Here is a 22,429-nt window from a genome sequence, read left to right as displayed (position 1 = left end):
TTTTTATTTCACTGATTTTCATTATTAATTTAAAAAGTTCAGAGAGAGGGAAAATCAAATGAACCCATTGTTGTTAGATGTTCCTTTAAAATTAGAAACAGAAAGGCTAATGCTTCGAGCACCACTACAAGCTGGTGACGGAGAAATTGTGAACCAAGCAATTGGAGATTCCTTTTATGAATTAAAATCGTGGTTGTCACTTTTCCAAGAACCTCCTACTGTTGAAGAAACAGAGATAATGTTAAGGAATGCTCATATAAATTTTTTAAAGAGAGAAAGTTTTCGTTTTCTTATCTTTGATAAAGGTGGCAATGACTTTATTGGAACTACGAGCCTCCATGGGATTGACTGGGACATTCCAAAATGTGAAATTGGATACTGGATTAATACAAAATATAGCGGTAATGGATATATGACAGAAGCTGTAAAGGAATTGGTTAACTTTGGATTAAATAATATCAAATTTAGAAGAATTGGAATAAGGTGTGAATCAACAAACCTTAAAAGTCGTGCTATCCCAGAAAAACTTGGGTTTGTATTAGAAGGTACTTTAAGAAATGATGATTTATCCGCTGATGGTAACAAACTAACTGACACTTGTGTTTATTCTATAATAAAGTAACATTGTGAACAATTACACTTAAACTAAAGGGTAGCATTTCTTAAAATTGGGGGTAAGAATGTGACTGCATCTTGGAACCTGAATAAAACATCAATTAATTTACCATACTCATATGAAAGTTTAGTTGGGCTATTAAGTCGTATATCTAAAAGTGAAAATAATTTCTCCCAATATGATTTTGCTCAGTGGTGCGATAATTTTACAATGGTCTTTGATGAAGCTGAATTATCACCAATCGTTGAAATTGCAGTTACTGTCGCACGAGATATAGAATGTCAATGGGATTTATTTTTGGATAATTCCTATTCATTAAAAGAATTGGAGAATATGGACTTATCAAAGGTAAAATTACCTCAAGAGTGGTATATACAGTGGCTAGAGGAATTAAACGAGAGGTAAATGATGAACCTGCTTGTTTCACTAACGGAGTACTTTACTTTTATTTGGAGTAAAGCTCTTTTCTTATTTAAGTAACGGGCGGGTTAGTTAAACAAGTATAAAAAAACTAAATATCGGTAGGTTTCGAAACAGGGATTTACACAAAAAAAAGCACTAATTCAAGTGCTTTCTTCAAGAAAATTATTAATTAATTATATTGGATGTGGTGGAAGAAATGGAATGGGGCGGATAGAGGCTACGGTATCGCTATTCGGTTTCACGTGAATCTGCACTTTTGCATCATTAGCCGCTAAGTCGGCTGTGATTGCAGCGAAACTGTCTAGGACGTCAGATGTCGTCGAACCGAAGGTCACTGGTCCTTTGATACCCTCAATCAGTGTATTCCAGCGTGTGACTAGTGGACGAATTGGGTCGGAGGGGAAGAACCGTTCTAGTGGTGCATGCAGTGGTTTCGTCGTAGACACGACGGTGGACGTCTGTGTGACGCCATCAACGCTGTAGGTGAGTGTACCAGTGCTTGGAGAAAAAGAGATTAGCGTTGCAAATACGTTCATACCTGTCCTCCTTTATTATAAGATTCTATTTATCTTATGCTTGTACAACAAGTCAGTATGGATTTATATCCAAAAAAAATGGAGATTTTCATCAAACGTATTTGGAAATAGTTATTAGGTCCACCATATTTGTTTTAGATACTTATCAACAACAAGAATTTAGTGGCAAAGTTGGTGAAGTATTACACTTAAAGTAACGGGTGCGATTGTTCAATAAGAGCAATCGCTCTTCTTGTTCAGCTAAAGAGGGCAGGTTAATAGCAAAAAGAAAGCAGCTCTGAACATGTAAAAAATAATTAATTAGCGCTTTTTAATTATATTAGAAAAACTTTGTAATGAGATTATCATATTGTTGTGATGAGTCTGTTATACCTTTCTAGTATAGTGAAGCTATCAAATCACACTAGGAGGAAACAATCATGCTAAAGAAATTCATCGTAGCCTTTACCATTTTAGCTTCTTGTGGCTCTTTGTTCGCCGCCAAGGGTGATAATGCGGAAGCAGCAACTTATAATTATCATACAGCAGCGGTTTCGATTGCGAAATCTAATATCGGAGTTCCTTACCGATGGGGCGGGATGTCGCCAAGCGGCTTTGACTGTTCAGGTCTTGTGAAGTATTCTTACGGAAAAGCGGGAAGAACACTTAATCGCACTGCTGCCCAAATGTACTATGGAAACGGATATCGACCATCTAATTTGCAGATAGGTGATTTACTGTTCTATGGACCATCCAAAGCAAGTGCTCCGACCCATGTTGCCATCTATATCGGATACGGGAAAATGATCATGGCATCCTCATCAAAAGGGGTTATTATCACCTACACAAGCAACCCATATTGGCATCCTAGATATATTGGAGCAAAGCGAGTATAAAGATCATCGATGACGATGATCTTTTTTCATTTAATAGTATTTTTCTTAACTAAAAAAACTACTCCTAAAATAGGGTTTTTTGAAAGTAATTGAAAATCTTGAGGGTTAAGCTCTTATTAAACAAACGGGGGGCATGAGAGAAAAGAGCTACACTTCTGTACTGACCCCAAAAGTTAGAGCTGAATTCTGACTTTTGGGGTGCTTACAGGGTTGATTTTTATAAGGTAACTAATACATACTATACGAAATTTATGGGGAAGGTATTTTTTAGTAGATCTTTTTTGGAGGTTACTTATGGAGGAAACAGGGAACCAGATCAGGCTAACAGCAGGTGAGATTGCTCAACTTTGGATACAATACTTAAATGATAGCTCAAGCATATGTGTTCTTTCGTTTTTTTTAGAAAAAGCTGAGGATGATGAAATTAAGCCTATTATTAAATTTGCTATAGAGTTATCTCAATCACATATTCAAAAAATTACAGCAATTTTAACTGAGGAAAAAAATGTTGTACCATGCGGTTTTAGTATAAAAGAGGATGTAGATTTATCCGCTCCTAGACTTTATTCTGACACTTTTGTACTTAATTTTATAAACCAAATGTCTAAGATTGGTCTCATTTCTTATGCTGGAAGTGTAGCGGCATCTGTAAGAAATGACATTAAAAGTTATTATATGGAATGCCTTACCGAAACAATGCAATTATATAAAAATTCAACGGAATTATTATTGTCAAAAGGATTATTTATCAGGTCTCCCAGCTTGCCAAATTTAGAAAAGGTTGAATTTGTGAAAAAGCAATGGTTTATGTTAGATGTGTTTGGAGAGAAAAGACCATTAACCGCTGCCGAAGTAGACGCTTTATTTGCCAATCTCCAAAGAAACGCTTTGGGAGTTGCGGCACTCACTGGATTTAGTCAGGTTGCACAAAATAAGGATGTAAAACAATTCTTTTTAAAGGGTTTAGAAATTGGGAATAAACATATGAAATTATTTAGAGGAAAGTTAGAGGAAAGTAAACTCCCTGCACCTATGGGATGGGATTCGGAAATAACGAATAGTACAGCGTATACATTTTCTGATAAACTTATGATGTTCTACACATCTGGTTTGGTTACTTTGAGCGTGGGGTATTACGGTACAGCTGTCAGTCAAAGTCCAAGAGGTGATATTAGTGCAATGTATAACAGGCTATCCTTAGAAGTGCAGTTGTATGCTGAAGATGGTGCCAATATTATGATAAAAAATGGATGGTTGGAACAGCCTCCAATGGCCTCGGATAGAGATGAACTAGTTAGGAAAAAGAATCAATTATAAACATATTTAAAGTCCTTCTGTAAATAAGCATAAGGACTTTTTTCATTTCCATTAGGATTTATCTACTTTCCTGATATATTAATTTTGGGGGCTGTAATGTCAGCCAATGGACCCAATTTCAGTACTAACCATTTTTAAGTTAATTACAAGGAACACCTATAAAATTTCTTGTGAAAAAATTTAAAATTTAATCTTAAATTAAAACCAATTTTGCCGGAAAGCTTAAAGAGATATTGTTAAAAAGTTCAAAAAAAGGAAAAATCCAAACAATAATTATGATATAGTTTAAGTAATAAAATAGCGTGTTTTCTGGAGGAGCCTGTCACCATAGGATTTTTTATGTCCTTTTGTTACAGGCTTTTTTCTATAAAGTCAAAACAAAATAGTTAAGAAAAGAGGGGTGCTAATGAAAACGAGAAACAAGTTAACTCGAACAAGAAAGTTGCTTTTTATGTCCTTTATTATCTTCCTTCAAATCTATTGGTATAAAATTCGAAGAAAACCTAAAGACAAGTGGGAAATACTATGGGGTGAAATTGGGGAACGATTTAGAAAAACCCTATTTGAATTAGAGGGACTGCTAATCAAAATCGGACAGTTTTTAAGTACCCGTGCTGATTTATTACCCAGTGCTTTTATTCATCAAATTGAAGATCTTACGGACCATGTTCCTCCTTCAAACTGGATTGAAATTAAGGAAATCCTTGAAAAGGAATGGGGGAATTCACTAAATAAAAATTTTATCTCAATCGAAAAAACGGCAATTGCTTCTGCATCGATAGGAGAAGTATATAAGGGGGTGCTGCAAGATGGAACAGAGGTTGCCATTAAAGTAAAACGCCCTAATATTGATTCGGTAATTCAAACAGATTTCCGTACTTTAAGCATTATCATTTGGTTTGCTGATCACTTTGTTCCCATGCCAAAAGGGTTCATTAATTTTAAAGTTCTGTTTAAAGAACTTAAACAAGTGATTGAGCGTGAACTTGATTACTCAAAGGAATTAGACACAATTCTTTTTTTTAGAGAACGATTTAAGGATATGAATGTCGTGCAGATTCCTTCGGTATACCCAGAACTTAGCACCCCAAATGTCCTTGTAATGGAATGGGTTGAAGGTATAAAGCTCACTGATATGAAGGGGTTAAATCTATTAACAGAAAGCCGAGAGGAGCTTGCCAAGAGGCTTTTCAAAGTATTCCTTCCTCAATGGCTTGAACCAGGTATTTTTCATGCAGATCCACATCCAGGTAATGTTTTAATATCAAAGGAAGGTAAGATTATCTTGCTTGATTTTGGAATGGTGGGGGAGATTTCTAAACAGGATGCAGCTTATTTTCAAGGGTTAATCCAAAGCATTCTTTCGAAAAATTATCCGAAAGCTGTTGATTGTTTGATCCATTTAGGATTTTTGCAGCCTGAAGCTGAGTCAAGAACAATTGAGCGTTTATTAGCTGAATTGATCGCTATACAGCCATCTCAATTAAAAGAAATGGACATATTTGCTTTAAAAATGGAAATGAATGATTTACTCCAAGCCTTGCCCATACAAGTCCCAACAAGATTTGTCTTTTTAGGCCGATCTTTTGTAACGATTGAAGGGATTATTCGAAATTTGGCACCAGATTCTGAACTAATTGATTTATTGAAACCTGTGTTTATTGAGTGGCTGGGGAAACAAGGGAATAAATGGTCCTTTGTGTGGCAATGGATTCAATCACAACCGATTTTTAAAATATTCCATTCTGTTATGGAATTTTTAGATGCACCTCAAAAATTAGAATTGTTAAAAGAGATTGAGCAAAGAAGACAATTTCAGTTTACTATTTATGAAAATCATAAAAAGCAGTTATTTCAATTAACACTAATCGGATTCACAGGAATTGTAGTAGGCATTTATACAGTTAGCTCTTTTATATGGCAGATTTCCTGTGGAGTAACCGTCGTGTCTTTTGTCGGGTATTTTATTTGTAGTTATAAACAGAGAAAATGGATGAAGTATATGCATGAAAAACGAAGATAGTAAAATAAATAATTAATGTAACAAAAAGATTATTCTAAGTGATTTAACGAGATAAAACTTATTTGAATAGTTGTAACATTTAAATCAAGTCTACCAAAATGAGTGAGTTCCTGGTCATCAACCCCTTCACCAATTATTTTAAATTATTTAGATCTTCTTGAGAATAAACGTGTCTGGATAAAGTCTTAGCTGTCAAATTTAATAAAAGCATCTTTGACGTCGTAAAAACGGGCTTTTTTGACGAAAAGTTTTATTGACAAACTGCTCTATTCAGTAATACTATATACTAGTAATCAGTAACACAAAATACCTGTGTTACAGAGTACTGAAAAAAATATAAGTAAAATATACATGGAGGTAATAAATTGGAAAATATCACGGAAATGCTGAAAGGGGTGCTTGAGGGGTGTGTGCTTGAAATCATCAGCCGCGGCGAAACTTACGGCTATGAAATCACGCAACAGCTGCGAGAACTTGGCTTCACTGATGTGGTTGAAGGCACAGTTTATACGATTACAATGCGGCTTGAGAAAAACAATCTAGTGGACATCGAGAAAAAGCCATCCACTATGGGACCGCCGAGAAAATTTTACACACTCAACGCAGCAGGTCAAGAGCAACTTAAAATATTTTGGAAAAAGTGGGAATTCGTCGCAGGTAAAATTAACGAACTCAAAACTAATAAAATCAAGAGGAGAGAAGTAAAATGAATATTTTTGAAAAAATTATCGGAAGTCTGGATGACAAGCGGGAATGGAGGGCGATGGAGGCACGTGCAAAGGCACTTCCAAGTGAATACCACAACGCTTACAAAGCTATACAAAAATATATGTGGACAGCTGGTGGTGGTCCTACCGACTGGAAGGACAGCAGCCGTATCTTTATCGGCATTCTCGACCTCTTCGAGGAAGGAGCAGCGGAAGGCAAGAAAGTCACTGACCTTACGGGCGAGGACGTGGCTGCTTTTTGCGACGAACTAGTGAAGGATGAGCAAACTTGGAAGGATAAGTATCGCAAGAAGTTGAACGATACGATTGGTCGTGGCTAACGGCAATTCCTGTGTGGATTTTCGCCTAGCATCGACAATAAAGACGCAAACTACCACTGATGACGACTTGGCTTCCTTTGCCGACGAACTAGCGGCAAACGCTAAAACCTATGTTGACAAGTATCGTGAAGATTTGAATCAGAGTATCATGAAGCGATTGGGAAAAAAGAAAATTCAATAGATCATACCGACTGAATAGCTGGTTACAAATGTAATGTGTTCACACCTTCACTATTCAGTTATATTTTTAACACAGTAGTAAGTAATACTGAATATCAGTCAGACTAAGTAGGGTATTATAGGCAATCTAGTACTTTTATAAGGAGGAAAAAAGTATGAGCAAGGCAGCGATTTCTGTAAAAGGGTTAAAAAAATCATTTAAAGATAAGGAAATCTTAAAGGGGGTGGATTTTGAGGTGAGGCGTGGCGAAATTTTCGCACTGCTGGGCTCAAATGGAGCGGGCAAGACGACTACGGTCAACATCCTCTCGACACTGATGAAACTCGATTGCGGCGAAGTAAGTATTTTCGGCTATGACGTCCAGCGTCAACCGGAACATGTTCTACAGAGCATCAGCCTTACAGGGCAGTTCTCTAGCTTAGACGGCATGCTCACAGGAAGGGAAAACCTGATGATGATCGCAAAGTTGCGGGGAGTTTCTAATCCTTCTCAAGTCGCCGACAATTTGCTTGCAAGATTCAGCCTGACCGATGCGGCCAACCTCCGGGCGGACAAATATTCAGGCGGGATGAAACGCAGGCTTGACATTTCCATGAGCCTAATCGGGACGCCAGCAGTCATTTTTCTCGACGAACCGACAACAGGGCTGGACCCCGAAGCGCGGATTGAAGTCTGGAATACCGTCAAGGAGCTTGCCAGCGGCGGCACGACCATCTTGCTGACAACCCAGTACCTGGAGGAAGCCGAACAACTGGCAGATCGTATCGCCATCCTGCATGGCGGAAAAATCATCACGACCGGTACTCTTACCGAACTCAAAGAGATGTTCCCGCCAGCAAAAGTGGAGTACATCGAGAAGCAGCCGACACTGGAGGAAATTTTCCTCGCGATCATCGGCAAAAAGGAGGAGATGTAAATGAAAAGCAAAGCAGGGGTATTACTAGGGCGTTTAATGCGCAACATCATGCGCAGCCCGGATACGATTATCACGGTGGCGATTACGCCAATTATGATGATGCTGCTGTTTGTCTACGTATTTGGCGGCGCAATAGAGTCAGGCACGGACAACTACGTCAATTATTTATTGCCGGGAATCTTGCTGATGGCTATTGCATCCGGCGTCGCATACACTTCCGTGCGGCTGTTTACGGATGTAAAAAGCGGGCTGATGGCTCGTTTCATTACCATGCCCATCAAGCGCTCGTCGGTATTATGGGCTCACGTGTTGACCTCGCTTGTTTCCAATGCGCTTACTGTCGTGGTCGTGATCCTCGTCGCGCTCTTGATCGGCTTTCGTTCCAGCGCTGATATGCTGGATTGGCTCGCGGTGGCTGGGATACTAGGGCTGTTTACGCTGGCGCTGACATGGCTGGCAGTCATTCCCGGATTGACAGCGGGATCCATGGAAGGGGCGACTGCCTACTCGTACCCGCTGATTTTCCTGCCGTTTATCAGTTCGGCCTTTGTCCCCACCGAAACCATGCCTAAAATTGTCCGTGTGTTCGCTGAGAACCAGCCCGTAACTTCAATCGTGAATGCGATTCGTGCCCTCTTGTATGAAGGGTCTGTAGGCAACGATATCTGGATCGCGCTTACCTGGTGCGTCGGCATTATGATCATCGCTTACTTCTTCGCCAATAAACAATTTAAACGCCAGTTAGGGTAAGTACACCATGATTAGCCAAATCAATAGTCAGCCGTTGCGATAAAAGTATTTGCTCCACATGGAAGGCTGCTTAAATGATCTTGGGACCCGAGAACCGTCCCCATATTTCGAATAATTCATAGTTGACAGGTAGGAATAATATGAATTATAATCCTTTTAATTAGAAAAATGGAAATGGTCGTTAAGGAGGGGACTTGGGATGAAAGAACAATATCCTGTTTTGGCTGGAGCCGAGTCATTTTTTATTGAAGGGAACGATACGGGCATCTTAATTTCCCATGGATTTATGGGGACACCTCAAAGTGTGCAATACTTGGGACAAGAATTTTCCAAACTGGGTTATACAGTTTATGCCCCTAGGTTAACAGGTCATGGAACGCATTATCGGGACCTAGAGAATACTACGCATCATGACTGGTTTTCAGCTTTGGAAACAGGTTACAAGTTTTTAAAGGAACGCTGCTCCACGATCTTTGTCATCGGTCAATCGATGGGAGGGGCATTAGCACTCTGGTTGGCAAAAAAATATGCAGATATAGAGGGACTCGTTACCATAAACGCTGCTTTAAGTTTACCAGACTATGAATATTTGGTTGGAAAATCAAAACCAAGATTTCTTCCTGAAGGTTCGCCGGATATAAGATTACAAGGTGTTCATGAAATAACCTATAACAAAGTTCCACTTCAGTCCATTCATGAACTCCAAGCGCTCATGAAGAAAACGCCTGATATCATCCCAACGGTCAAACAGCCTATCCTTTGCTTTAAATCCCTTGAGGATCATGTAGTTCCTCACGAGTGCACGGATTATATATTCAATCATATTGGGTCTGCACAAAAAGATGTGGTGACACTTTATCATTCTTATCATGTGGCATCGATGGATTATGACAAAGATGCAATCATCAAGAATTCACAAACATATATAGAGAAAATCATTGAAAAAAAAGTTTTAGTTTAGACTAAAAAGCTCGCCGTGGATGGTTTTAACATTTTGGGACACGAGAACAGTCCACGTGCATCAATTTGTTGTTGACAATGATGGAAAATGCTGATAAATTATAATTCAAAGTTATCCAATCGGAATAATAAAGGTTCGATCAGTCTACTGAAGGCCTTGCGATGTTGAAATCACATGATTAAACATTGCAAGGCCTTTTTGTCTACATTAACTAAATATAAGGGGTGTTTTAATTGGGGAACCTTCTTAGGAAAGCGGTGGAACAAAGACGGCAAAGTTTAATAGATAAATTGATTGCATTTAACGTCTATAAGAAAGCTGATAAACATCTTTTTGAATTGTCATTATCTGAATTGGAGAATGAATATCGGCAATTTATACAAACCTGCCACCCACATACGAATCTAGGGTTAATCAAATGGAATAAAAAATATGACCGATCAGGCACCTGAAGGTCCATAACTATTATTAGAGTTAGGTGCCTTTTTATTTTTAAATTTTTAAAAAAGAGGAGCAGATAAAGATGACAAACATTTTAATTATTTCGGGAAGTCCAACGAGCGTTTCACGTACCGCTGCGGTTGCTGCATTTATTAAAAATATCCTGGCTGAAAAGGGAACGAAGGTGGAGCATCTGTCAGTAAGGGAGCTGCCCGCAGAAGCACTGCTTCACGCACAGTTTAACCACCCGGAAATCAATAAAGCCCAAAAGTTGGTAGAGGATTCGGATGCATTGATTGTAGTAAGTCCGGTCTATAAAGCAAGTTATCCAGGGATTTTAAAAAGCTTTTTTGATTTGATTCCTGAAAAAGGGCTTGAAGGCAAAATAGTGCTGCCGATTGCATCGGGTGGAACCCCTGCTCATTTATTAACGCTTGAATATGCATTTAAACCTTTATTTTCAGTTCTGGGCGCACGGGAAATTCTACAAGGAGTTTATATTGTGGACGCACAGGTTAGCTATACAGGTGATGAAATCAAATTTGTCGATCCGCAGCTCGAAGAACGGCTGGCATCAGCAGTACTGGAATTGCTGGAGAAGATAGTGGCCATTAATTAATACAAATTTTTGGATACCAAAAAAGACTTTCTTGGAGGTATACCAATGAAACCACACGTAAACAAATTCATTTTAGTCATCTTAATCCTGTATTTATTTTTATTAATTGCCTGGACTAAACAGCACGACAACAAAAACCATCCCGAAAAACGGCGAAGCTACTATATTAAATATCAGCAACCAAAATCTTGGTTTAGGCTGGATTTGATGAGAATAGGAGGTATGGAAATGCAAAAGAACGCCATAAACAATATGGAGTTGCCTTTGTCAGCCGAGAATAACAATTTAATAACAAACCATTTTTTAAATCTTCCTGACCTACACTTCTTTCAAAAATGCAACCACCAATACCGTGTTAATCGCGGAGTATATAACATGATTGACGATTGGTTTTTCGAGTATGGTATTGTTCAGATTGCACCTAGAAGGATTTTTATTTTAGCATTTCTGGATTTTGCCTACCAGGAAAATAAAACCGAATCAACTAAATTTTTAAGATTTGGTCATGGAGGACTAATGAAAAAACTAAATGACTTCATTAAAAATCATGAGAAGGGTTCCTACGGACAAAACTGATGAAAAAAGCAGAGGAAGTGTCCGAACCAAGGGTCGCTTCGGACAAAACTGGTGAAAAAAGAAGAGGAAGTGTCCGAATAAGGGGTCGCTTCGGACATTACCTGTTGAAAAAGAGAAGGCAGTGTCCGAACCAAGAGTCCCTTCGGACAAAATTGGTGAAAAAAGCAGAGGAACTGTCCGAACGAAGAGCCCCAACCAACAAAAGCCGCCGATCGTACAAACGAAGGCCTGCCTTATACAAATTAAAAGGCAGGCCTTTTTATATAAAAAAACATAAGGGAGACGATTGTAATGAATAATCAAAAGCGTCAAATGAATTTAGGGGCATTTTTTATGATTCCAGGCCATCATGTAGCTTCTTGGAGGCATCCTGAAAGTCCAACAGAACAGATTCTATCTTTTGATTTATATAGGAAACTGGCAGAAACAGCAGAACGCGGCAAATTTGACATGATCTTTTTCGCAGATGGTTATGCGGTAAATGACCGAAATGGCGTCGGCATTGAGCAGAGCGTCAATGTAAGACCCGATCCGTTAACCTTGCTTGCCGCACTAGCAGCCGTAACTAAGCATATTGGCTTGGCGGCCACAGCATCGACAACCTATAATGAACCCTTTCATCTCGCACGAAAGTTTGCCACCATTGATCATCTTAGCGGCGGGCGTTCAGCCTGGAATGTGGTGACATCCTCAAGCGAGGAAGAGGCGCTGAATTTTAGTAAGGAACATCATCTCCAGCATGGTTTGAGGTACGAACGCGCGGAAGAATTTGTCGAGGTGGTCAGGAAGCTTTGGGATAGCTGGGAGGACGCTGCCCTACAAATTAACAAAGAATCGGCGAGATTTGCAGACCCTAATCTTGTGCATCACTTAAACCATATGGGTAATTGGTTTTCCATAAAAGGACCATTAAATATCTCAAGACCAGTCCAAGGACATTCGGTGATAATTCAAGCAGGCTCTTCGGAAGCAGGGAAGGAACTTGCGGCGAAGACGGCAGAAGTCATTTTTACAGCTTGGCAGACCATCGGTGAGGCGCAAGCCTTTTATCAGGATGTAAAAGGCCGGTTAAAGAAATATGGCCGAACGGAAGACTCTTTGAAAATCATGCCAGGTGTGTTTCCGGTGATCGGAAGGACAGAGAAGGAAGCGAATGAAAAGAAGCAACAGCTGATTGAATTAATACCGGAAAAAGTGGGAGTTGGACTGCTGTCTTCGCTTATTAGCTTTGATTTAACTGGTTATCCAGTAGATGAGCCGCTGCCAGAATTACCGAATATCAATGATATAAACGGAGCAAAAACAAGATTCCAGCTCATCAAGAATTTAGGAGATCGAGAGAATTTAACAATCCGTCAATTATACCAGCGGGTGGCGGGTGCCAGGGGTCATCGAGAAATTAAAGGAACACCTGTTCAAATCGCGGACCAGCTGCAGGAATGGTTTGAAAATGGTGCAGCGGATGGCTTCAATATTATGCCGCCGTATTTGCCAGGCGGTTTGGAGGATTTTGTTGATTTGGTCATTCCAGAACTACAGAACAGGGGACTCTTCAGAGAAGAATATACGGGACGAACATTACGAGATCACCTTGGCCTATTAAGACCAGCTAATCATTTTGAAAAAATAAAAGGAGACTACTATGACACTATTAGAAATTAACCATTTAAATAAAACCTTTGTAAAAGGAAGGGATGTGACGCATGTTTTAAACAACATTGATTTACATGTCAAAAAAGGTGAATTTATTACGATTATCGGGCCAAGCGGCTGCGGAAAAAGTACTCTCCTAAAAGCAATGGCGGGGTTGGATATAGAGTATTCAGGTGAAATCAAATTAGATGGAGAAAGGGTGACCGGTGCAAGCATCAAGCAAGGGGTTATTTTTCAAGAACCTCGACTGTTTCCTTGGCTGACGGTGGAAAGGAATATTGCAGCAAGCCTGCCATTATCGGATAGCGAAGTAAAAGAGAATGTAGATAAGCTAATCAAGCTTGTAAGGCTGGAGAGATTTGAAAAAGCGTATCCAAAGGAACTATCAGGCGGTATGGCGCAGCGAGTTTCGATCGCGAGAGCATTACTGAGAAAACCAAAGATTCTCCTGCTGGATGAACCCTTTGGCGCATTAGATGCGTTTACCAGGTCGCATATGCAGGATGCGCTCTTGGATATTTGGAAGGAAGAGAAAACGTCGATGGTCTTTGTGACACATGATATTGATGAAGCGATATATTTGGGAAACAAAGTCATTATTATGAGTGCACGGCCTGGTACGATTCAAAACATAATCAACATCGATTTGCCAATTCCACGAAAAAAATCAACCAAGTCCTTTCAAGAGTTTCGGCAGCTCGTGTTAAGGGAATTCGAAAAAGTGGAAGAGTTAGAGCTAATCGATAGCGCCGGAATTTAAAGGAGGTTCAAAAATGAGTAACCAATCAGCGATATCTTTGGATAAAGTAAACTCCTCAAAAAAGAGAGTTTTAAAAAGTAAGAGAGACCTAGGCAAGGTAACCATCATGTTAAAAGGATTTATTTTTCCAATTGTCATTTTGGTCATTTGGGAACTGACAGGGGCTTGGGGCCTGATATCCCCGACACTATTGCCAAGACCCAGCGCGATCCTTACAACCTTTATTGATTTAGTTTTAACTGGTAATTTAATAGAGCATTTTAAAATTAGCTTATGGAGAGCTTTAGGTGGATTCGTATTAGGCGGGACCCTCGGACTGTTGGTCGGAGTGGCGGTTGGTTTTAAAAAGAATATTGAACAAACGGTAGATCCGACCATCCAAATGCTGAGAACCGTACCTACACTGGCGGTGATTCCATTGTTCATTCTGTGGTTCGGATTTGGCGAGGTTTCGAAAATATTGTTGATTGCAAAAGGGGCATTCTTCCCGCTCTATGTGAACACATTTTTAGGCATCAGAACTGTAGACTCAAAATTGTTTGATGTGGCAAAAGTATTGGAGTTTAATCGCTGGCAGCTGATTACACGATTGATTTTACCTTCAGCGCTGCCAAACATATTATTAGGATTGCGATTGTCCATAGGCGTTGCGTGGCTGGCGCTGGTTGCGGCCGAATTAATGGGCTCCAGTGAAGGGATCGGCTATCTCATCATGGACGCACGGCAATTCTCGCAAACATCGATTGTGTTTGTAGGGATTATCATTTTTGCTGTATTTGGTAAAGTTTCAGATTCCATTGTGAAGGTATTCGAAAAAAGACTATTAAAATGGCAGGATAATTTCAAGGGGTAACGGGGAACCTTTGGTTTTAATCCGACTAATCATATATGTTTAAATGGAGGTAATTACATGTCCAAAAAATTAGTGCAATATTATAGCTTACTAGCCGTCATTATTTTACTTTTACTAAGCGGCTGCGCAGCGTCGTCTTCAAATTCTGAAACTTCGTCAAAGGCTACGAATAAGGAAATTGTTGTGAACATAGGGGTTCAAGGGAAAACAGGCATCCTCACTTATGCAAGAGATCATAAATACTTTGAAAAGGCATTTGAAAAAGAGGGAGTAAAAGTGACCTGGAATGAGTTTGCAAGCGGACCGCCGCATTTTGAGGCATTGGCTTCAGGCCGGCTGGATTTTGGGTCTGTGGGAGGTACACCAGTCATTGCCGGGCAGTCAGGGAATGTCGATTTTAAGGCCATTGGTGTTACAGCTGATGGGAGAAAGGGGAATTCTATTTTAGTACCGAAAGGAAGCTCCATTAAAGAATTAAAGGATTTAAAAAATAAGAAAATAGGTGTCGCAAAAGGCAGCAGTGCTTATAACTTTTTATACATGGCATTGGATCGTGCCGGCTTAACAGATAAAGATATCGAGATTATTCAGCTCCAGCCGGATGAAGCGCGACCGGCATTGGATAATGGCTCCATTGATGCTTGGTCTGTGTGGGAGCCTTATGTGACGACAGCTGTGTTTCAAACGGGAGCAAAAGAACTAGCGACCGGAGAGGACTTGAATATTAATGCACCTAGCTTTCTGATTGCCAGAACAAAATTTACCGAAGAACATCCCGATTTAACCGTCTTATTTTTAAAAACATATGAAGAGGTCCGCAGGCACTACGTCGAAAACCTTGACGAGGTAGCAAAGGAGATCGCGCAATCACAAAAGGTTGACGTGAAAATCATTGAAACGGTTTTGAAAAAAAGTGATCCTATTTTGTCTCCGGCTACAGCTGAATTTAGCAAAGCACACCAAGAACAAGCTGACTTTTTATATTCTGTTGGCGGTATTAATAAAAAGCTGGATACGTCCAAAGTAATTGAAAACAAATTTGTAGAGCAGGCATTGAAGGAATTAACAAACAAATAGGGTGAATGAAAGTGTTTCTAGCATATAACTAAAATGTATATTATGGCAGATAGGGGCTCCCCAAAAGCCCCTTTAAACTTAGTTCCTATTGATCAGTGTGGGGGTAATACAATTCCCACTAATTTAGTTCACTTTATCTGTAAGTTTGCAAACCTCTATTCTTTATTACATTAGAACGGCTCAATGAGGCCTTTGAAGACGAGCGTTTTTTGAGGAAGGAATAGAAATTTCCGATAACTAACCCAAAATACAAATAAGTCAATCCTCCAAAAAGTCCATAAGTGAGCGTTCCCGCAACCGCCGTAAGGATTCCGAATATCACTTGATCTTTATCTTTTGCCGGCGATGTAGGCGGATCTGTAAGCATAAAAAAGCCAAAGAAGAGAGTAGCATTTATAAAAGGTGGACGGAGGGCATCCGTTTCACCTCCAATATTGAAATAGCCGATAAGGAGCAATAGTAAAAAAGATGTACCAAAAAATGCGAAAATCTGAGGGAATTTATTGACTCGGTTAGTAATGGCGTATCCTCCAATTATAAGAAACGCAATCGTCCAAGCGGGAAGATCTCCGAAGGCCCCCCACCAGCTTTGTCCAGAATGGAAGAAAAGGACAGATAAAAGCAAACCAATGGCTGCAGGATTAAAGATTGGCTTTTTCTTATAGACCAGAAGATACTTGGAAAGTATAGCCATTACAGCCGTTGCTGCAATGACTCCTACAGATGACGTTGTACTTATGATCAAGGATATAATTAACCCTGTAATAATGGCACTATCCGGCATGCTCCATTTGCTTTTTTTCATTGTACGACAAAGAATGTCCACGATGACCGAAACGAAAACAGCCACGAAAACATTTTTAATACCCATTATATCTTTAGACCCAATTGAGGCGATCAACAGGTAAATAATCATCGCCAGGGTCACATAACCTTTTGGTGTTTTAAGCCATTTCTTTGCTGTCATTTTGTGTTCCTCCAACTTTCACAATTTGTAAATCAGGTGTAATGAAAAGTCCCCTTAAGCCAACGCTTTCGATTAATGTCTTTCCTTTTTCACGGCCAAACAAAATCGCAGTTGTCGAAAAGGCATCCGCCATCATGGCAAAAGGTGCAATAATGGTGGAACTGACGCAATCATTAGGTGAATATCCCGTTTTTGGATTGATAATGTGATGCATCCCAGGAATGTTGGCATTCTTTCGTTCATAACTTCCAGAGGTACAAACCGCTTCATTCGAAATTTCAATCACATCAATGATTTGATCTTTTTTTAAGGGATGTTGAATTCCTACCTTCCATGGGCGTCCATTCCAATCCATTCCGCCGGCAAACAGGTCCCCTCCTGCATTAACCATGAAACCTTCAAAATCTCTTAGTACGTTAGCAGCCAAATCGATGGCAAACCCTTTAGCAACCGCACCTAAATCGATCACAAGAGGTTTGTTTAAATATAATGTATGGTCATGTTCATCTAAAATAATATCCCTAAATGTAGCTGTGGAATCGGCAGCAGGCGTTTCTATGGATTTACCTGTTAAATAATGTCGATTATATCCCTGCTCCTCCATGACTTTTCCAATGGCAGGATCAAATTCACCATCCGTCCAATTGGCCATTTCTAACGCGAAATTCAGAGGTTCAAATAAATACGGGCTGATTTGTACCGGCTTTTCAATGACTCGGCAGGCAGTCATTAATTCACTGTCAGGACTAAATCGACTGCAGGCCTGTTCTACTTTCCGGAACGCTTCAAAAGCCCTGTCTACTTTTGTTTCAACCAGCTCTTTGGATGCTGTTCCATTCATCACTACCTGTATTTCTACAACTGTATCCATAAATAATTTCGCTTTTTTCATTTATTCTCCTAACTATTTTGGGCTTGATAGAGTGCGTCTTGTACGGCGTCTTGAAAAGCTTGGGTACTGTATGTTGCCCCTGAAACATTCGATACTTGTGCATTTTGATTTTGTAAAACTTCATTAGGCAGTCCGACGACATCACTTTCAGAATAATGCATAGCAAAATCGCTTATTTCAACATCCGTAATTTTATCGTTTTGAATCGTTACTGCGACTTCAATCGAACCGCGTCTATTCTCCCCCATGCCCGTAAAGGTACCATTTTTATATAATGATTTTTTAGGCTGATTTTTTGATTCAGTCACACTTGGGTGATCTGCATTTGTTTGAATATTGATAGGGGGATGTTGTCTCAATGTCGTTTTCGTCGCTTCAGCTTCCGTAGAAAAATAACCGGTTGCGTAAACCGCAGCAACCGCCGCAGAACACAAAACGACCAACTTTCGATCCATTTTAGCCATTAAAAGTCCTCCTAAATTTTTCTTTTTGGTTTTTAATGATTAACATTAGTATAATGAGGCAATCTTAAAATTCTCTTAGAAAGATGAAAATTCTTTCCAATAAAAATTTTTGTAGGGAAGTCATAAAACGAGAATTTTTCTAATAAAAATTAAATCTTTCTTTGATAAAATATATAGTTAAAATCATTGTTTTCATTTTTAGAACAAGGAATAAGGTGAGATTATGCGTATTTTAGTCATAGAGGATGATTCGGCTCTTCGAAAAATCGTATCAACGATATTAGAAGAAGAAGGTTACGAAGTGGATCAATCTGCAGATGGAAAAGAAGGTTTATTCATGTCCCAATCTGGGATGTATGATTTACTTATTATTGACCTCATGCTGCCAGGTCTAGATGGAATTTCCCTGATTAAAGAGCTCCATGTGAAGGGGATGAATGTTCCAACCCTCATTTTAACAGCAAAAGATAGTGTTGCGGATAAAGTAAAGGGTTTAGATGTAGGAGCAGATGATTATTTGGTAAAGCCTTTTGCTACAGAGGAATTTTTAGCAAGAGTAAGATCCGTCCTTAGGCGTGCAGGGAAAATAGGTCTTGAAGGAAAAATTTCCTATGGTGAAATCGCTTTAGATACGAACTTAATGCAATGTTCAATTGGGGAGAATACGTTAAAGTTAACCAAAAAAGAATATGACTTGCTTTATTATTTAATCCAAAATCAAGAAAAAATTCTCATGCGTGACCAAATTTACGATCGTGTTTGGGGGATTGAATCTGATGCGGGAGAGTCGGTTGTGGATGTGTATATCCACTATTTACGAAAGAAATTAGCACCTTTTGGATATGGCGATATCATTCGTACCATACGGGGTGTAGGCTATATGCTTACGGAGGAATAAAATGTTTGAAAAGACGAGGCAGCGATTAGTCTTATTAAATTCAATTGTACTCTTAATCATATTAGGCAGTTTTGGAACATTCCTTTATTTTTATATGGAGTATCGTTTATATCGGGAAGTAGATGAAACATTACAACATGCTAAAACACATATTACCCGGGAGCACAAAGGTGATATGTCTAAATTTATTAAACCAGAAGAAAATGACGATGATCAACGAACGATTTTCCTTTTTTGGGGAAGAAACGATATCCTTCAAGCTGAAATTCCTAAAAATATTATTTCTGAAAAGGCTAAAGATAAACTATTAGAAGAGAAAAATTCAAAGTCGCCAAGTACCGTTCATATTGGAAGTTTCTATTATCGAACGATTAACATTCCAATTCATCATTCAATAAGTATCAATGGCAGTACAAAATATGTTGAAAGAATACAATTAATTTATAATTTGGAACGTGAAAGAGAAATGTTGGAACATCTTTTAGTCTTTATTGAATTTGGAAGTGTAATAAGTGTTGTTGTCGCCATTCTAGCGGGTTTCTTTTTAGCCAATCGAGCATTGGTGCCAATACAATTGGCTTGGAACAAACAATCTCAGTTTGTTGCAGATGCCTCACATGAATTACGCACACCTCTTGCTGTTATGAAGCTGAATTTGGAACGTTTGTTTCGGCACCCAAAAAGCAGTATTGAAGAAGAAAGTGAAAATATCTCACAGTCAATCAGTGAAATTAAGTATATGACGAAAATGATTTCCGAACTTCTTACGTTAGCACGATCTGATTCCAATCAGCTTGAGATAATTGTTAGTAAAGTTCAATTAGATACCTTATTAAATAAAGTGGTTCAAGATTTTTCGGAATTGGCCAGGTTAAAAGGTATAAAGATGATCTCTAAAATCCAGAGTCCAGTGGAAATTCTAGGAGACAAAGAAAGGCTTTATCAATTATTTATGATTATTTTAGATAATGCATTGAAATACACTCCCGAAAACGGGCAAATCACCGTTCAATGTAATGTAAAAGGATTTAATGCCCACATTGTCATTGCAGATACAGGGGAAGGGATCTCTAAAGAAGACTTGCCTTTGATATTTGACCGCTTTTATCGAGGTGATAAAGCGAGGACTAGAAAATATGAAGGTACGGGTCTTGGACTCTCAATTGCCAAGTGGATTATTGAATTACATGGCGGAAAAATCCGTGCAACGAGTGAAATGGGAATGGGGACCCAGATTATTATGCATGTTCCTCTTAACAAACGGCATATCACCTCCTTCCATTGATTTCATCAATGGAAGGATCTTATAAAAATACTAAAGGAAACCAGCAATTTATCATATCTTTTGTGCTATATGGACTGTCCCGCTCTTTGGTTAGATAAACTCATTTCAGCATTTTCATAATTTTTAAGGCAACATCGATTTTGACAAGGTCATCTAAGAGATTAAAATCTACATTAAGCAGGGATTCAATTTTTTTAATCCGTTTTCTTAATGTGTTTGGATGAATATACAGTTGTTCCGATGTTGTATTGATATCCGCATTATTCGTGAAGAAGGTTTCGATTGTTTCAAGGTAAAAATCATCATTTTCTTGATCCATTCCGATCAATTTACCCAATGTTTCTTGATAATAGTCATGTAAAATATCATTATGGATGTTGGCCAGCAGCCTCGCGATACCGATGTCCTCAAAATGAAGAACAGCACGGTGCTTCGTTTCATACTTCCCGAGCTCCAGTGCAACTTTCGCTTCATAAAAGCTTCGAAAACATTCCATATTTGATGGATGCTGCCGGCCAAGGCCAATCTGGAAGTCGATGCCCGGAAAGGAGTGTGCGAGACTGTGGTGGATTTTTCCAGCCAATGAAACCATAAATTCTTTCCGATTGATTCCCGTCACAGCAGGGGAATCAAAGATAATCAGGACAATGAACCCTTGGATGGGAAAGGCGATCAGGTTGAGAAAATTGGCCTGGACGATCGAGCGTATGTGACTAATAATCTCGTTTTGGTCAATGGTACCACCAGTGAAGTTGGTGGTCACATCCATGCGCAATACCATTAACTGAGTTGGTTTCGTGAAGTCCCAGCCCCATTGCCCGCCCAAATTGATTAACGTCTGCTCAGATTCAATATTGTTATATAAAAGATTTGTTAAAAATTGTTCTTTGTATGATTGATGTGCACGAAGAACAGCTTTTTCACTTTTTAACATGGAAATAATCGCAGGTATCGCATGTGTCAGCTGTTCAATCGTTACGTCAAGCATCATGCCAGGCCGTACTTGGATGAACATAAAGCCATAAAGAATTTCCCCAGATTGCAGCCGCATGAGGAGATACTCATCGGCGCCGTTGTTAAGCATGAATAGTACATCTGACCGTGACTTTACTTGCTGATAGTAGCTTGCTTGAAGGTCTTTTCTTTGTTCCTCCGGGTCAGCATCTCCATTCCAATTTCGGATATAAAAATGTTCATTTAACATCTGTATTCCTTCGCCGATGATGGAACCCAATCTTGCCAAAAGACCGTTCAATCCGCTTCTTTGCCCGAGTTGAAGCCAATAATTCGTAGTACGCTCCCAAACCAAATGAAACAATCCCATCGATTTAAGCTGCTGTAAATCGGTGATGGCTTTTTGCAAACTGTATGGATTTGACACCGATACATCTAATAAAGGCTTACCAATGATTTCAGCCATTTGTAATATCGTGGGAGATAGATGTATATTTTCTGCCCCGTACAGAAGAATCCCTTGGATGTTTGGATGTTCAAGATAATCTGCCAACAGTAAATGGGCGTCGCCGGACTTTGACAACAGTAACAGGCTTGGTTCTTCCAACAAGTCGGTTGGTGCAGCAGCCTGCAGGATATATCTGTCCTTTCCCTTCCATCCTGCCAGTATTTCCGCATTGTCAAAAGGAGTCGAGCTTATAATTTCCTGAAAAATTAACATGTTAGATTCCTCCTTCATCGACAGCTACAAAAAAATGCTGAATTTCTTCCTTTCGTGTTTGAAAGCGAATGGAAGGGCTGGTGACTTTTTTCATTTCGAAACCATGGACGGCTTTTTCACAATGGGCATTTTTTGGATCGTTAATATCTATGATTTCAATCGCTTTAACCGGACAGGCCGAGACGCAAATGGGCGCCTTGTTTTTCATCTGGCGCTCGTAGCACATATTGCATTTATCTGCTTTTTTCGTAATCGGGTTAATTGTGATCGCATCAAATGGACAGGCGGTTACACACTTACCGCAGCCAGAACACTTGGTTTGATCGATCAAAACAATCCCATTCGGCTTCTTTTTGATGCAGCTTTCCGGGCAAACAGGAAGACAGGCAGGATTTTCACAATGGTTGCACGCCATTGAAAAATGGTGAAAACTGTGCCCTTTTATGCCATCTCCCGCAACAGCATGGATTTTTCTCCGAAAAGTATCTTCATAGCCATGTTCATTTTTACAGGAGAATTCACAGGAACGACATCCCAGACATTTTTCAATATGGACAAGAAAACCAAGTTGTTTCATAAAATGATCACCTTTTTAACCTCAAATAATTAAGTTTTCCCTTTAT

The 22,429-nt window shown here is 39.3% G+C and carries 26 protein-coding genes; 20 read left to right on the top strand and 6 right to left on the bottom strand.

Annotated features, from left to right (window positions below):
* Nucleotides 1-58: 58 nt before the first annotated feature.
* Both ACFPA1_RS09605 and ACFPA1_RS09600 read left to right on the top strand, forming a co-directional pair.
* On the top strand, nucleotides 59-622 hold the full coding sequence (locus ACFPA1_RS09605; RefSeq protein ID WP_378582350.1) for a GNAT family N-acetyltransferase: 564 nt from the start codon (nucleotides 59-61) through the stop codon (nucleotides 620-622).
* 60 nt (nucleotides 623-682) lie between these two features.
* Nucleotides 683-1,021: a hypothetical protein gene (locus ACFPA1_RS09600; protein ID WP_378582349.1), complete on the top strand. Its 339-nt coding sequence runs from the start codon at nucleotides 683-685 to the stop codon at nucleotides 1,019-1,021.
* 191 nt (nucleotides 1,022-1,212) lie between these two features.
* Here the strand turns inward: ACFPA1_RS09600 and ACFPA1_RS09595 are convergent, their stop codons facing one another.
* Nucleotides 1,213-1,485: a hypothetical protein gene (locus tag ACFPA1_RS09595; protein WP_378582347.1), complete on the bottom strand. Its 273-nt coding sequence runs from the start codon at nucleotides 1,483-1,485 to the stop codon at nucleotides 1,213-1,215.
* Between the two features lie 509 nt (nucleotides 1,486-1,994).
* Between ACFPA1_RS09595 and ACFPA1_RS09590 the strand changes: the two genes are divergently transcribed.
* The 16 genes from ACFPA1_RS09590 (at nucleotide 1,995) to ACFPA1_RS09515 (ending at nucleotide 15,625) form a co-directional block, all read left to right on the top strand.
* Complete coding sequence (locus ACFPA1_RS09590; protein WP_213119309.1) at nucleotides 1,995-2,450, top strand: C40 family peptidase; 456 nt, start codon at nucleotides 1,995-1,997, stop codon at nucleotides 2,448-2,450.
* A gap of 294 nt (nucleotides 2,451-2,744) precedes the next feature.
* Entirely contained in the window at nucleotides 2,745-3,767 is a 1,023-nt protein-coding gene (locus tag ACFPA1_RS09585; protein ID WP_378582345.1) for a DUF3231 family protein, read from the top strand.
* A 406-nt stretch (nucleotides 3,768-4,173) separates the two neighbouring features.
* Nucleotides 4,174-5,790 carry an ABC1 kinase family protein gene (locus ACFPA1_RS09580; protein WP_378582343.1) on the top strand — a complete coding sequence of 539 codons (1,617 nt, stop codon included), beginning with the start codon at nucleotides 4,174-4,176 and terminating at the stop codon, nucleotides 5,788-5,790.
* Nucleotides 5,791-6,155: 365 nt separating this feature from the next.
* On the top strand, nucleotides 6,156-6,500 hold the full coding sequence (locus tag ACFPA1_RS09575) for a PadR family transcriptional regulator (protein ID WP_378582341.1): 345 nt from the start codon (nucleotides 6,156-6,158) through the stop codon (nucleotides 6,498-6,500).
* Entirely contained in the window at nucleotides 6,497-6,838 is a 342-nt protein-coding gene (locus ACFPA1_RS09570; protein WP_378582340.1) for a DUF1048 domain-containing protein, read from the top strand. Before ACFPA1_RS09575 ends, ACFPA1_RS09570 begins: the two co-directional genes overlap by 4 nt.
* Before the next feature lie 13 nt (nucleotides 6,839-6,851).
* Nucleotides 6,852-7,019, top strand: coding sequence for a DUF1048 domain-containing protein (locus tag ACFPA1_RS09565; protein ID WP_378582338.1), 168 nt, complete (start codon nucleotides 6,852-6,854; stop codon nucleotides 7,017-7,019).
* Between the two features lie 154 nt (nucleotides 7,020-7,173).
* A complete protein-coding gene (locus tag ACFPA1_RS09560) occupies nucleotides 7,174-7,935 on the top strand; it encodes an ABC transporter ATP-binding protein (protein ID WP_378582337.1) in 762 nt (253 codons plus the stop codon).
* Complete coding sequence (locus ACFPA1_RS09555) at nucleotides 7,936-8,685, top strand: ABC transporter permease (RefSeq protein WP_378582335.1); 750 nt, start codon at nucleotides 7,936-7,938, stop codon at nucleotides 8,683-8,685. It abuts the gene before it with no gap.
* A gap of 199 nt (nucleotides 8,686-8,884) precedes the next feature.
* Nucleotides 8,885-9,646 carry an alpha/beta hydrolase gene (locus ACFPA1_RS09550; protein WP_378582333.1) on the top strand — a complete coding sequence of 254 codons (762 nt, stop codon included), beginning with the start codon at nucleotides 8,885-8,887 and terminating at the stop codon, nucleotides 9,644-9,646.
* A 233-nt stretch (nucleotides 9,647-9,879) separates the two neighbouring features.
* Nucleotides 9,880-10,098, top strand: a complete 219-nt coding sequence (locus tag ACFPA1_RS09545) for a Fur-regulated basic protein FbpA (protein ID WP_378582332.1) — start codon at nucleotides 9,880-9,882, stop codon at nucleotides 10,096-10,098.
* A 71-nt stretch (nucleotides 10,099-10,169) separates the two neighbouring features.
* Complete coding sequence (gene ssuE, locus ACFPA1_RS09540) at nucleotides 10,170-10,706, top strand: NADPH-dependent FMN reductase (protein WP_378582330.1); 537 nt, start codon at nucleotides 10,170-10,172, stop codon at nucleotides 10,704-10,706.
* Nucleotides 10,707-10,751: 45 nt separating this feature from the next.
* On the top strand, nucleotides 10,752-11,282 hold the full coding sequence (locus ACFPA1_RS09535; RefSeq protein WP_378582328.1) for a hypothetical protein: 531 nt from the start codon (nucleotides 10,752-10,754) through the stop codon (nucleotides 11,280-11,282).
* A gap of 291 nt (nucleotides 11,283-11,573) precedes the next feature.
* Nucleotides 11,574-12,944, top strand: a complete 1,371-nt coding sequence (locus ACFPA1_RS09530) for an LLM class flavin-dependent oxidoreductase (RefSeq protein WP_378582327.1) — start codon at nucleotides 11,574-11,576, stop codon at nucleotides 12,942-12,944.
* Nucleotides 12,925-13,695 (top strand): ABC transporter ATP-binding protein, encoded by a 771-nt coding sequence (locus ACFPA1_RS09525; RefSeq protein WP_378582326.1) that lies wholly within the window; start codon nucleotides 12,925-12,927, stop codon nucleotides 13,693-13,695. The genes ACFPA1_RS09530 and ACFPA1_RS09525 overlap by 20 nt, the downstream gene beginning before the upstream one ends.
* Before the next feature lie 13 nt (nucleotides 13,696-13,708).
* On the top strand, nucleotides 13,709-14,548 hold the full coding sequence (locus tag ACFPA1_RS09520; RefSeq protein ID WP_378582324.1) for an ABC transporter permease: 840 nt from the start codon (nucleotides 13,709-13,711) through the stop codon (nucleotides 14,546-14,548).
* A 57-nt stretch (nucleotides 14,549-14,605) separates the two neighbouring features.
* Nucleotides 14,606-15,625, top strand: a complete 1,020-nt coding sequence (locus ACFPA1_RS09515; RefSeq protein ID WP_378582322.1) for an aliphatic sulfonate ABC transporter substrate-binding protein — start codon at nucleotides 14,606-14,608, stop codon at nucleotides 15,623-15,625.
* A 133-nt stretch (nucleotides 15,626-15,758) separates the two neighbouring features.
* Here the strand turns inward: ACFPA1_RS09515 and ACFPA1_RS09510 are convergent, their stop codons facing one another.
* From ACFPA1_RS09510 to ACFPA1_RS09500, 3 genes are read right to left on the bottom strand one after another with little or no spacing between them, the layout of a single operon-like run.
* On the bottom strand, nucleotides 15,759-16,592 hold the full coding sequence (locus ACFPA1_RS09510; RefSeq protein ID WP_378582321.1) for an RnfABCDGE type electron transport complex subunit D: 834 nt from the start codon (nucleotides 16,590-16,592) through the stop codon (nucleotides 15,759-15,761).
* Nucleotides 16,570-17,484, bottom strand: coding sequence for an FAD:protein FMN transferase (locus ACFPA1_RS09505; protein WP_378582319.1), 915 nt, complete (start codon nucleotides 17,482-17,484; stop codon nucleotides 16,570-16,572). The genes ACFPA1_RS09510 and ACFPA1_RS09505 overlap by 23 nt, the downstream gene beginning before the upstream one ends.
* 8 nt (nucleotides 17,485-17,492) lie before the next feature.
* The gene (locus tag ACFPA1_RS09500) at nucleotides 17,493-17,948 is read right to left on the bottom strand and encodes an FMN-binding protein (RefSeq protein WP_378582317.1); all 456 of its coding nucleotides are present in this window, start codon (nucleotides 17,946-17,948) and stop codon (nucleotides 17,493-17,495) included.
* A 223-nt stretch (nucleotides 17,949-18,171) separates the two neighbouring features.
* Between ACFPA1_RS09500 and ACFPA1_RS09495 the strand changes: the two genes are divergently transcribed.
* Together ACFPA1_RS09495 and ACFPA1_RS09490 are read left to right on the top strand one after the other, a co-directional pair.
* Nucleotides 18,172-18,846, top strand: coding sequence for a response regulator transcription factor (locus tag ACFPA1_RS09495; protein ID WP_378582315.1), 675 nt, complete (start codon nucleotides 18,172-18,174; stop codon nucleotides 18,844-18,846).
* A 1-nt stretch (nucleotide 18,847) separates the two neighbouring features.
* On the top strand, nucleotides 18,848-20,131 hold the full coding sequence (locus ACFPA1_RS09490; RefSeq protein ID WP_378582313.1) for a sensor histidine kinase: 1,284 nt from the start codon (nucleotides 18,848-18,850) through the stop codon (nucleotides 20,129-20,131).
* 100 nt (nucleotides 20,132-20,231) lie between these two features.
* On the opposite strand, the gene ACFPA1_RS09485 is transcribed toward ACFPA1_RS09490, so the two are convergent.
* Complete coding sequence (locus ACFPA1_RS09485; protein ID WP_378582311.1) at nucleotides 20,232-21,806, bottom strand: PucR family transcriptional regulator; 1,575 nt, start codon at nucleotides 21,804-21,806, stop codon at nucleotides 20,232-20,234.
* A 1-nt stretch (nucleotide 21,807) separates the two neighbouring features.
* The gene (locus ACFPA1_RS09480) at nucleotides 21,808-22,383 is read right to left on the bottom strand and encodes a 4Fe-4S dicluster domain-containing protein (protein WP_378582309.1); all 576 of its coding nucleotides are present in this window, start codon (nucleotides 22,381-22,383) and stop codon (nucleotides 21,808-21,810) included.
* Nucleotides 22,384-22,429: the final 46 nt, after the last annotated feature.

It is taken from the genome of Neobacillus sp. GCM10023253, from assembly GCF_042653105.1.
Lineage (GTDB): Bacteria > Bacillota > Bacilli > Bacillales > Cytobacillaceae > Neobacillus > Neobacillus citreus.
The sequence above is the reverse complement of the archived record's forward strand: the minus strand, read 5'-3'. Positions and strand labels throughout refer to the sequence as shown.

Excerpts from the sequence above, each read along its gene's own strand:
- ACFPA1_RS09485 (WP_378582311.1), bottom strand. The coding sequence starts at position 21,806 with ATGTTAATTTTTCAGGAAATTATAAGCTCGACTCCTTTTGACAATGCG.
- ACFPA1_RS09525 (WP_378582326.1), top strand. The coding sequence starts at position 12,925 with ATGACACTATTAGAAATTAACCATTTAAATAAAACCTTTGTAAAAGGA.
- ACFPA1_RS09560 (WP_378582337.1), top strand. The coding sequence starts at position 7,174 with ATGAGCAAGGCAGCGATTTCTGTAAAAGGGTTAAAAAAATCATTTAAA.
- ACFPA1_RS09535 (WP_378582328.1), top strand. The coding sequence starts at position 10,752 with ATGAAACCACACGTAAACAAATTCATTTTAGTCATCTTAATCCTGTAT.
- ACFPA1_RS09520 (WP_378582324.1), top strand. The coding sequence starts at position 13,709 with ATGAGTAACCAATCAGCGATATCTTTGGATAAAGTAAACTCCTCAAAA.
- ACFPA1_RS09495 (WP_378582315.1), top strand. The coding sequence starts at position 18,172 with ATGCGTATTTTAGTCATAGAGGATGATTCGGCTCTTCGAAAAATCGTA.
- ACFPA1_RS09480 (WP_378582309.1), bottom strand. The coding sequence starts at position 22,383 with ATGAAACAACTTGGTTTTCTTGTCCATATTGAAAAATGTCTGGGATGT.
- ACFPA1_RS09550 (WP_378582333.1), top strand. The coding sequence starts at position 8,885 with ATGAAAGAACAATATCCTGTTTTGGCTGGAGCCGAGTCATTTTTTATT.
- ACFPA1_RS09490 (WP_378582313.1), top strand. The coding sequence starts at position 18,848 with ATGTTTGAAAAGACGAGGCAGCGATTAGTCTTATTAAATTCAATTGTA.
- ACFPA1_RS09570 (WP_378582340.1), top strand. The coding sequence starts at position 6,497 with ATGAATATTTTTGAAAAAATTATCGGAAGTCTGGATGACAAGCGGGAA.
- ACFPA1_RS09500 (WP_378582317.1), bottom strand. The coding sequence starts at position 17,948 with ATGGCTAAAATGGATCGAAAGTTGGTCGTTTTGTGTTCTGCGGCGGTT.
- ACFPA1_RS09515 (WP_378582322.1), top strand. The coding sequence starts at position 14,606 with ATGTCCAAAAAATTAGTGCAATATTATAGCTTACTAGCCGTCATTATT.
- ACFPA1_RS09555 (WP_378582335.1), top strand. The coding sequence starts at position 7,936 with ATGAAAAGCAAAGCAGGGGTATTACTAGGGCGTTTAATGCGCAACATC.
- ACFPA1_RS09590 (WP_213119309.1), top strand. The coding sequence starts at position 1,995 with ATGCTAAAGAAATTCATCGTAGCCTTTACCATTTTAGCTTCTTGTGGC.
- ACFPA1_RS09505 (WP_378582319.1), bottom strand. The coding sequence starts at position 17,484 with ATGAAAAAAGCGAAATTATTTATGGATACAGTTGTAGAAATACAGGTA.
- ACFPA1_RS09510 (WP_378582321.1), bottom strand. The coding sequence starts at position 16,592 with ATGACAGCAAAGAAATGGCTTAAAACACCAAAAGGTTATGTGACCCTG.
- ACFPA1_RS09530 (WP_378582327.1), top strand. The coding sequence starts at position 11,574 with ATGAATAATCAAAAGCGTCAAATGAATTTAGGGGCATTTTTTATGATT.
- ACFPA1_RS09605 (WP_378582350.1), top strand. The coding sequence starts at position 59 with ATGAACCCATTGTTGTTAGATGTTCCTTTAAAATTAGAAACAGAAAGG.
- ACFPA1_RS09580 (WP_378582343.1), top strand. The coding sequence starts at position 4,174 with ATGAAAACGAGAAACAAGTTAACTCGAACAAGAAAGTTGCTTTTTATG.
- ssuE (WP_378582330.1), top strand. The coding sequence starts at position 10,170 with ATGACAAACATTTTAATTATTTCGGGAAGTCCAACGAGCGTTTCACGT.
- ACFPA1_RS09585 (WP_378582345.1), top strand. The coding sequence starts at position 2,745 with ATGGAGGAAACAGGGAACCAGATCAGGCTAACAGCAGGTGAGATTGCT.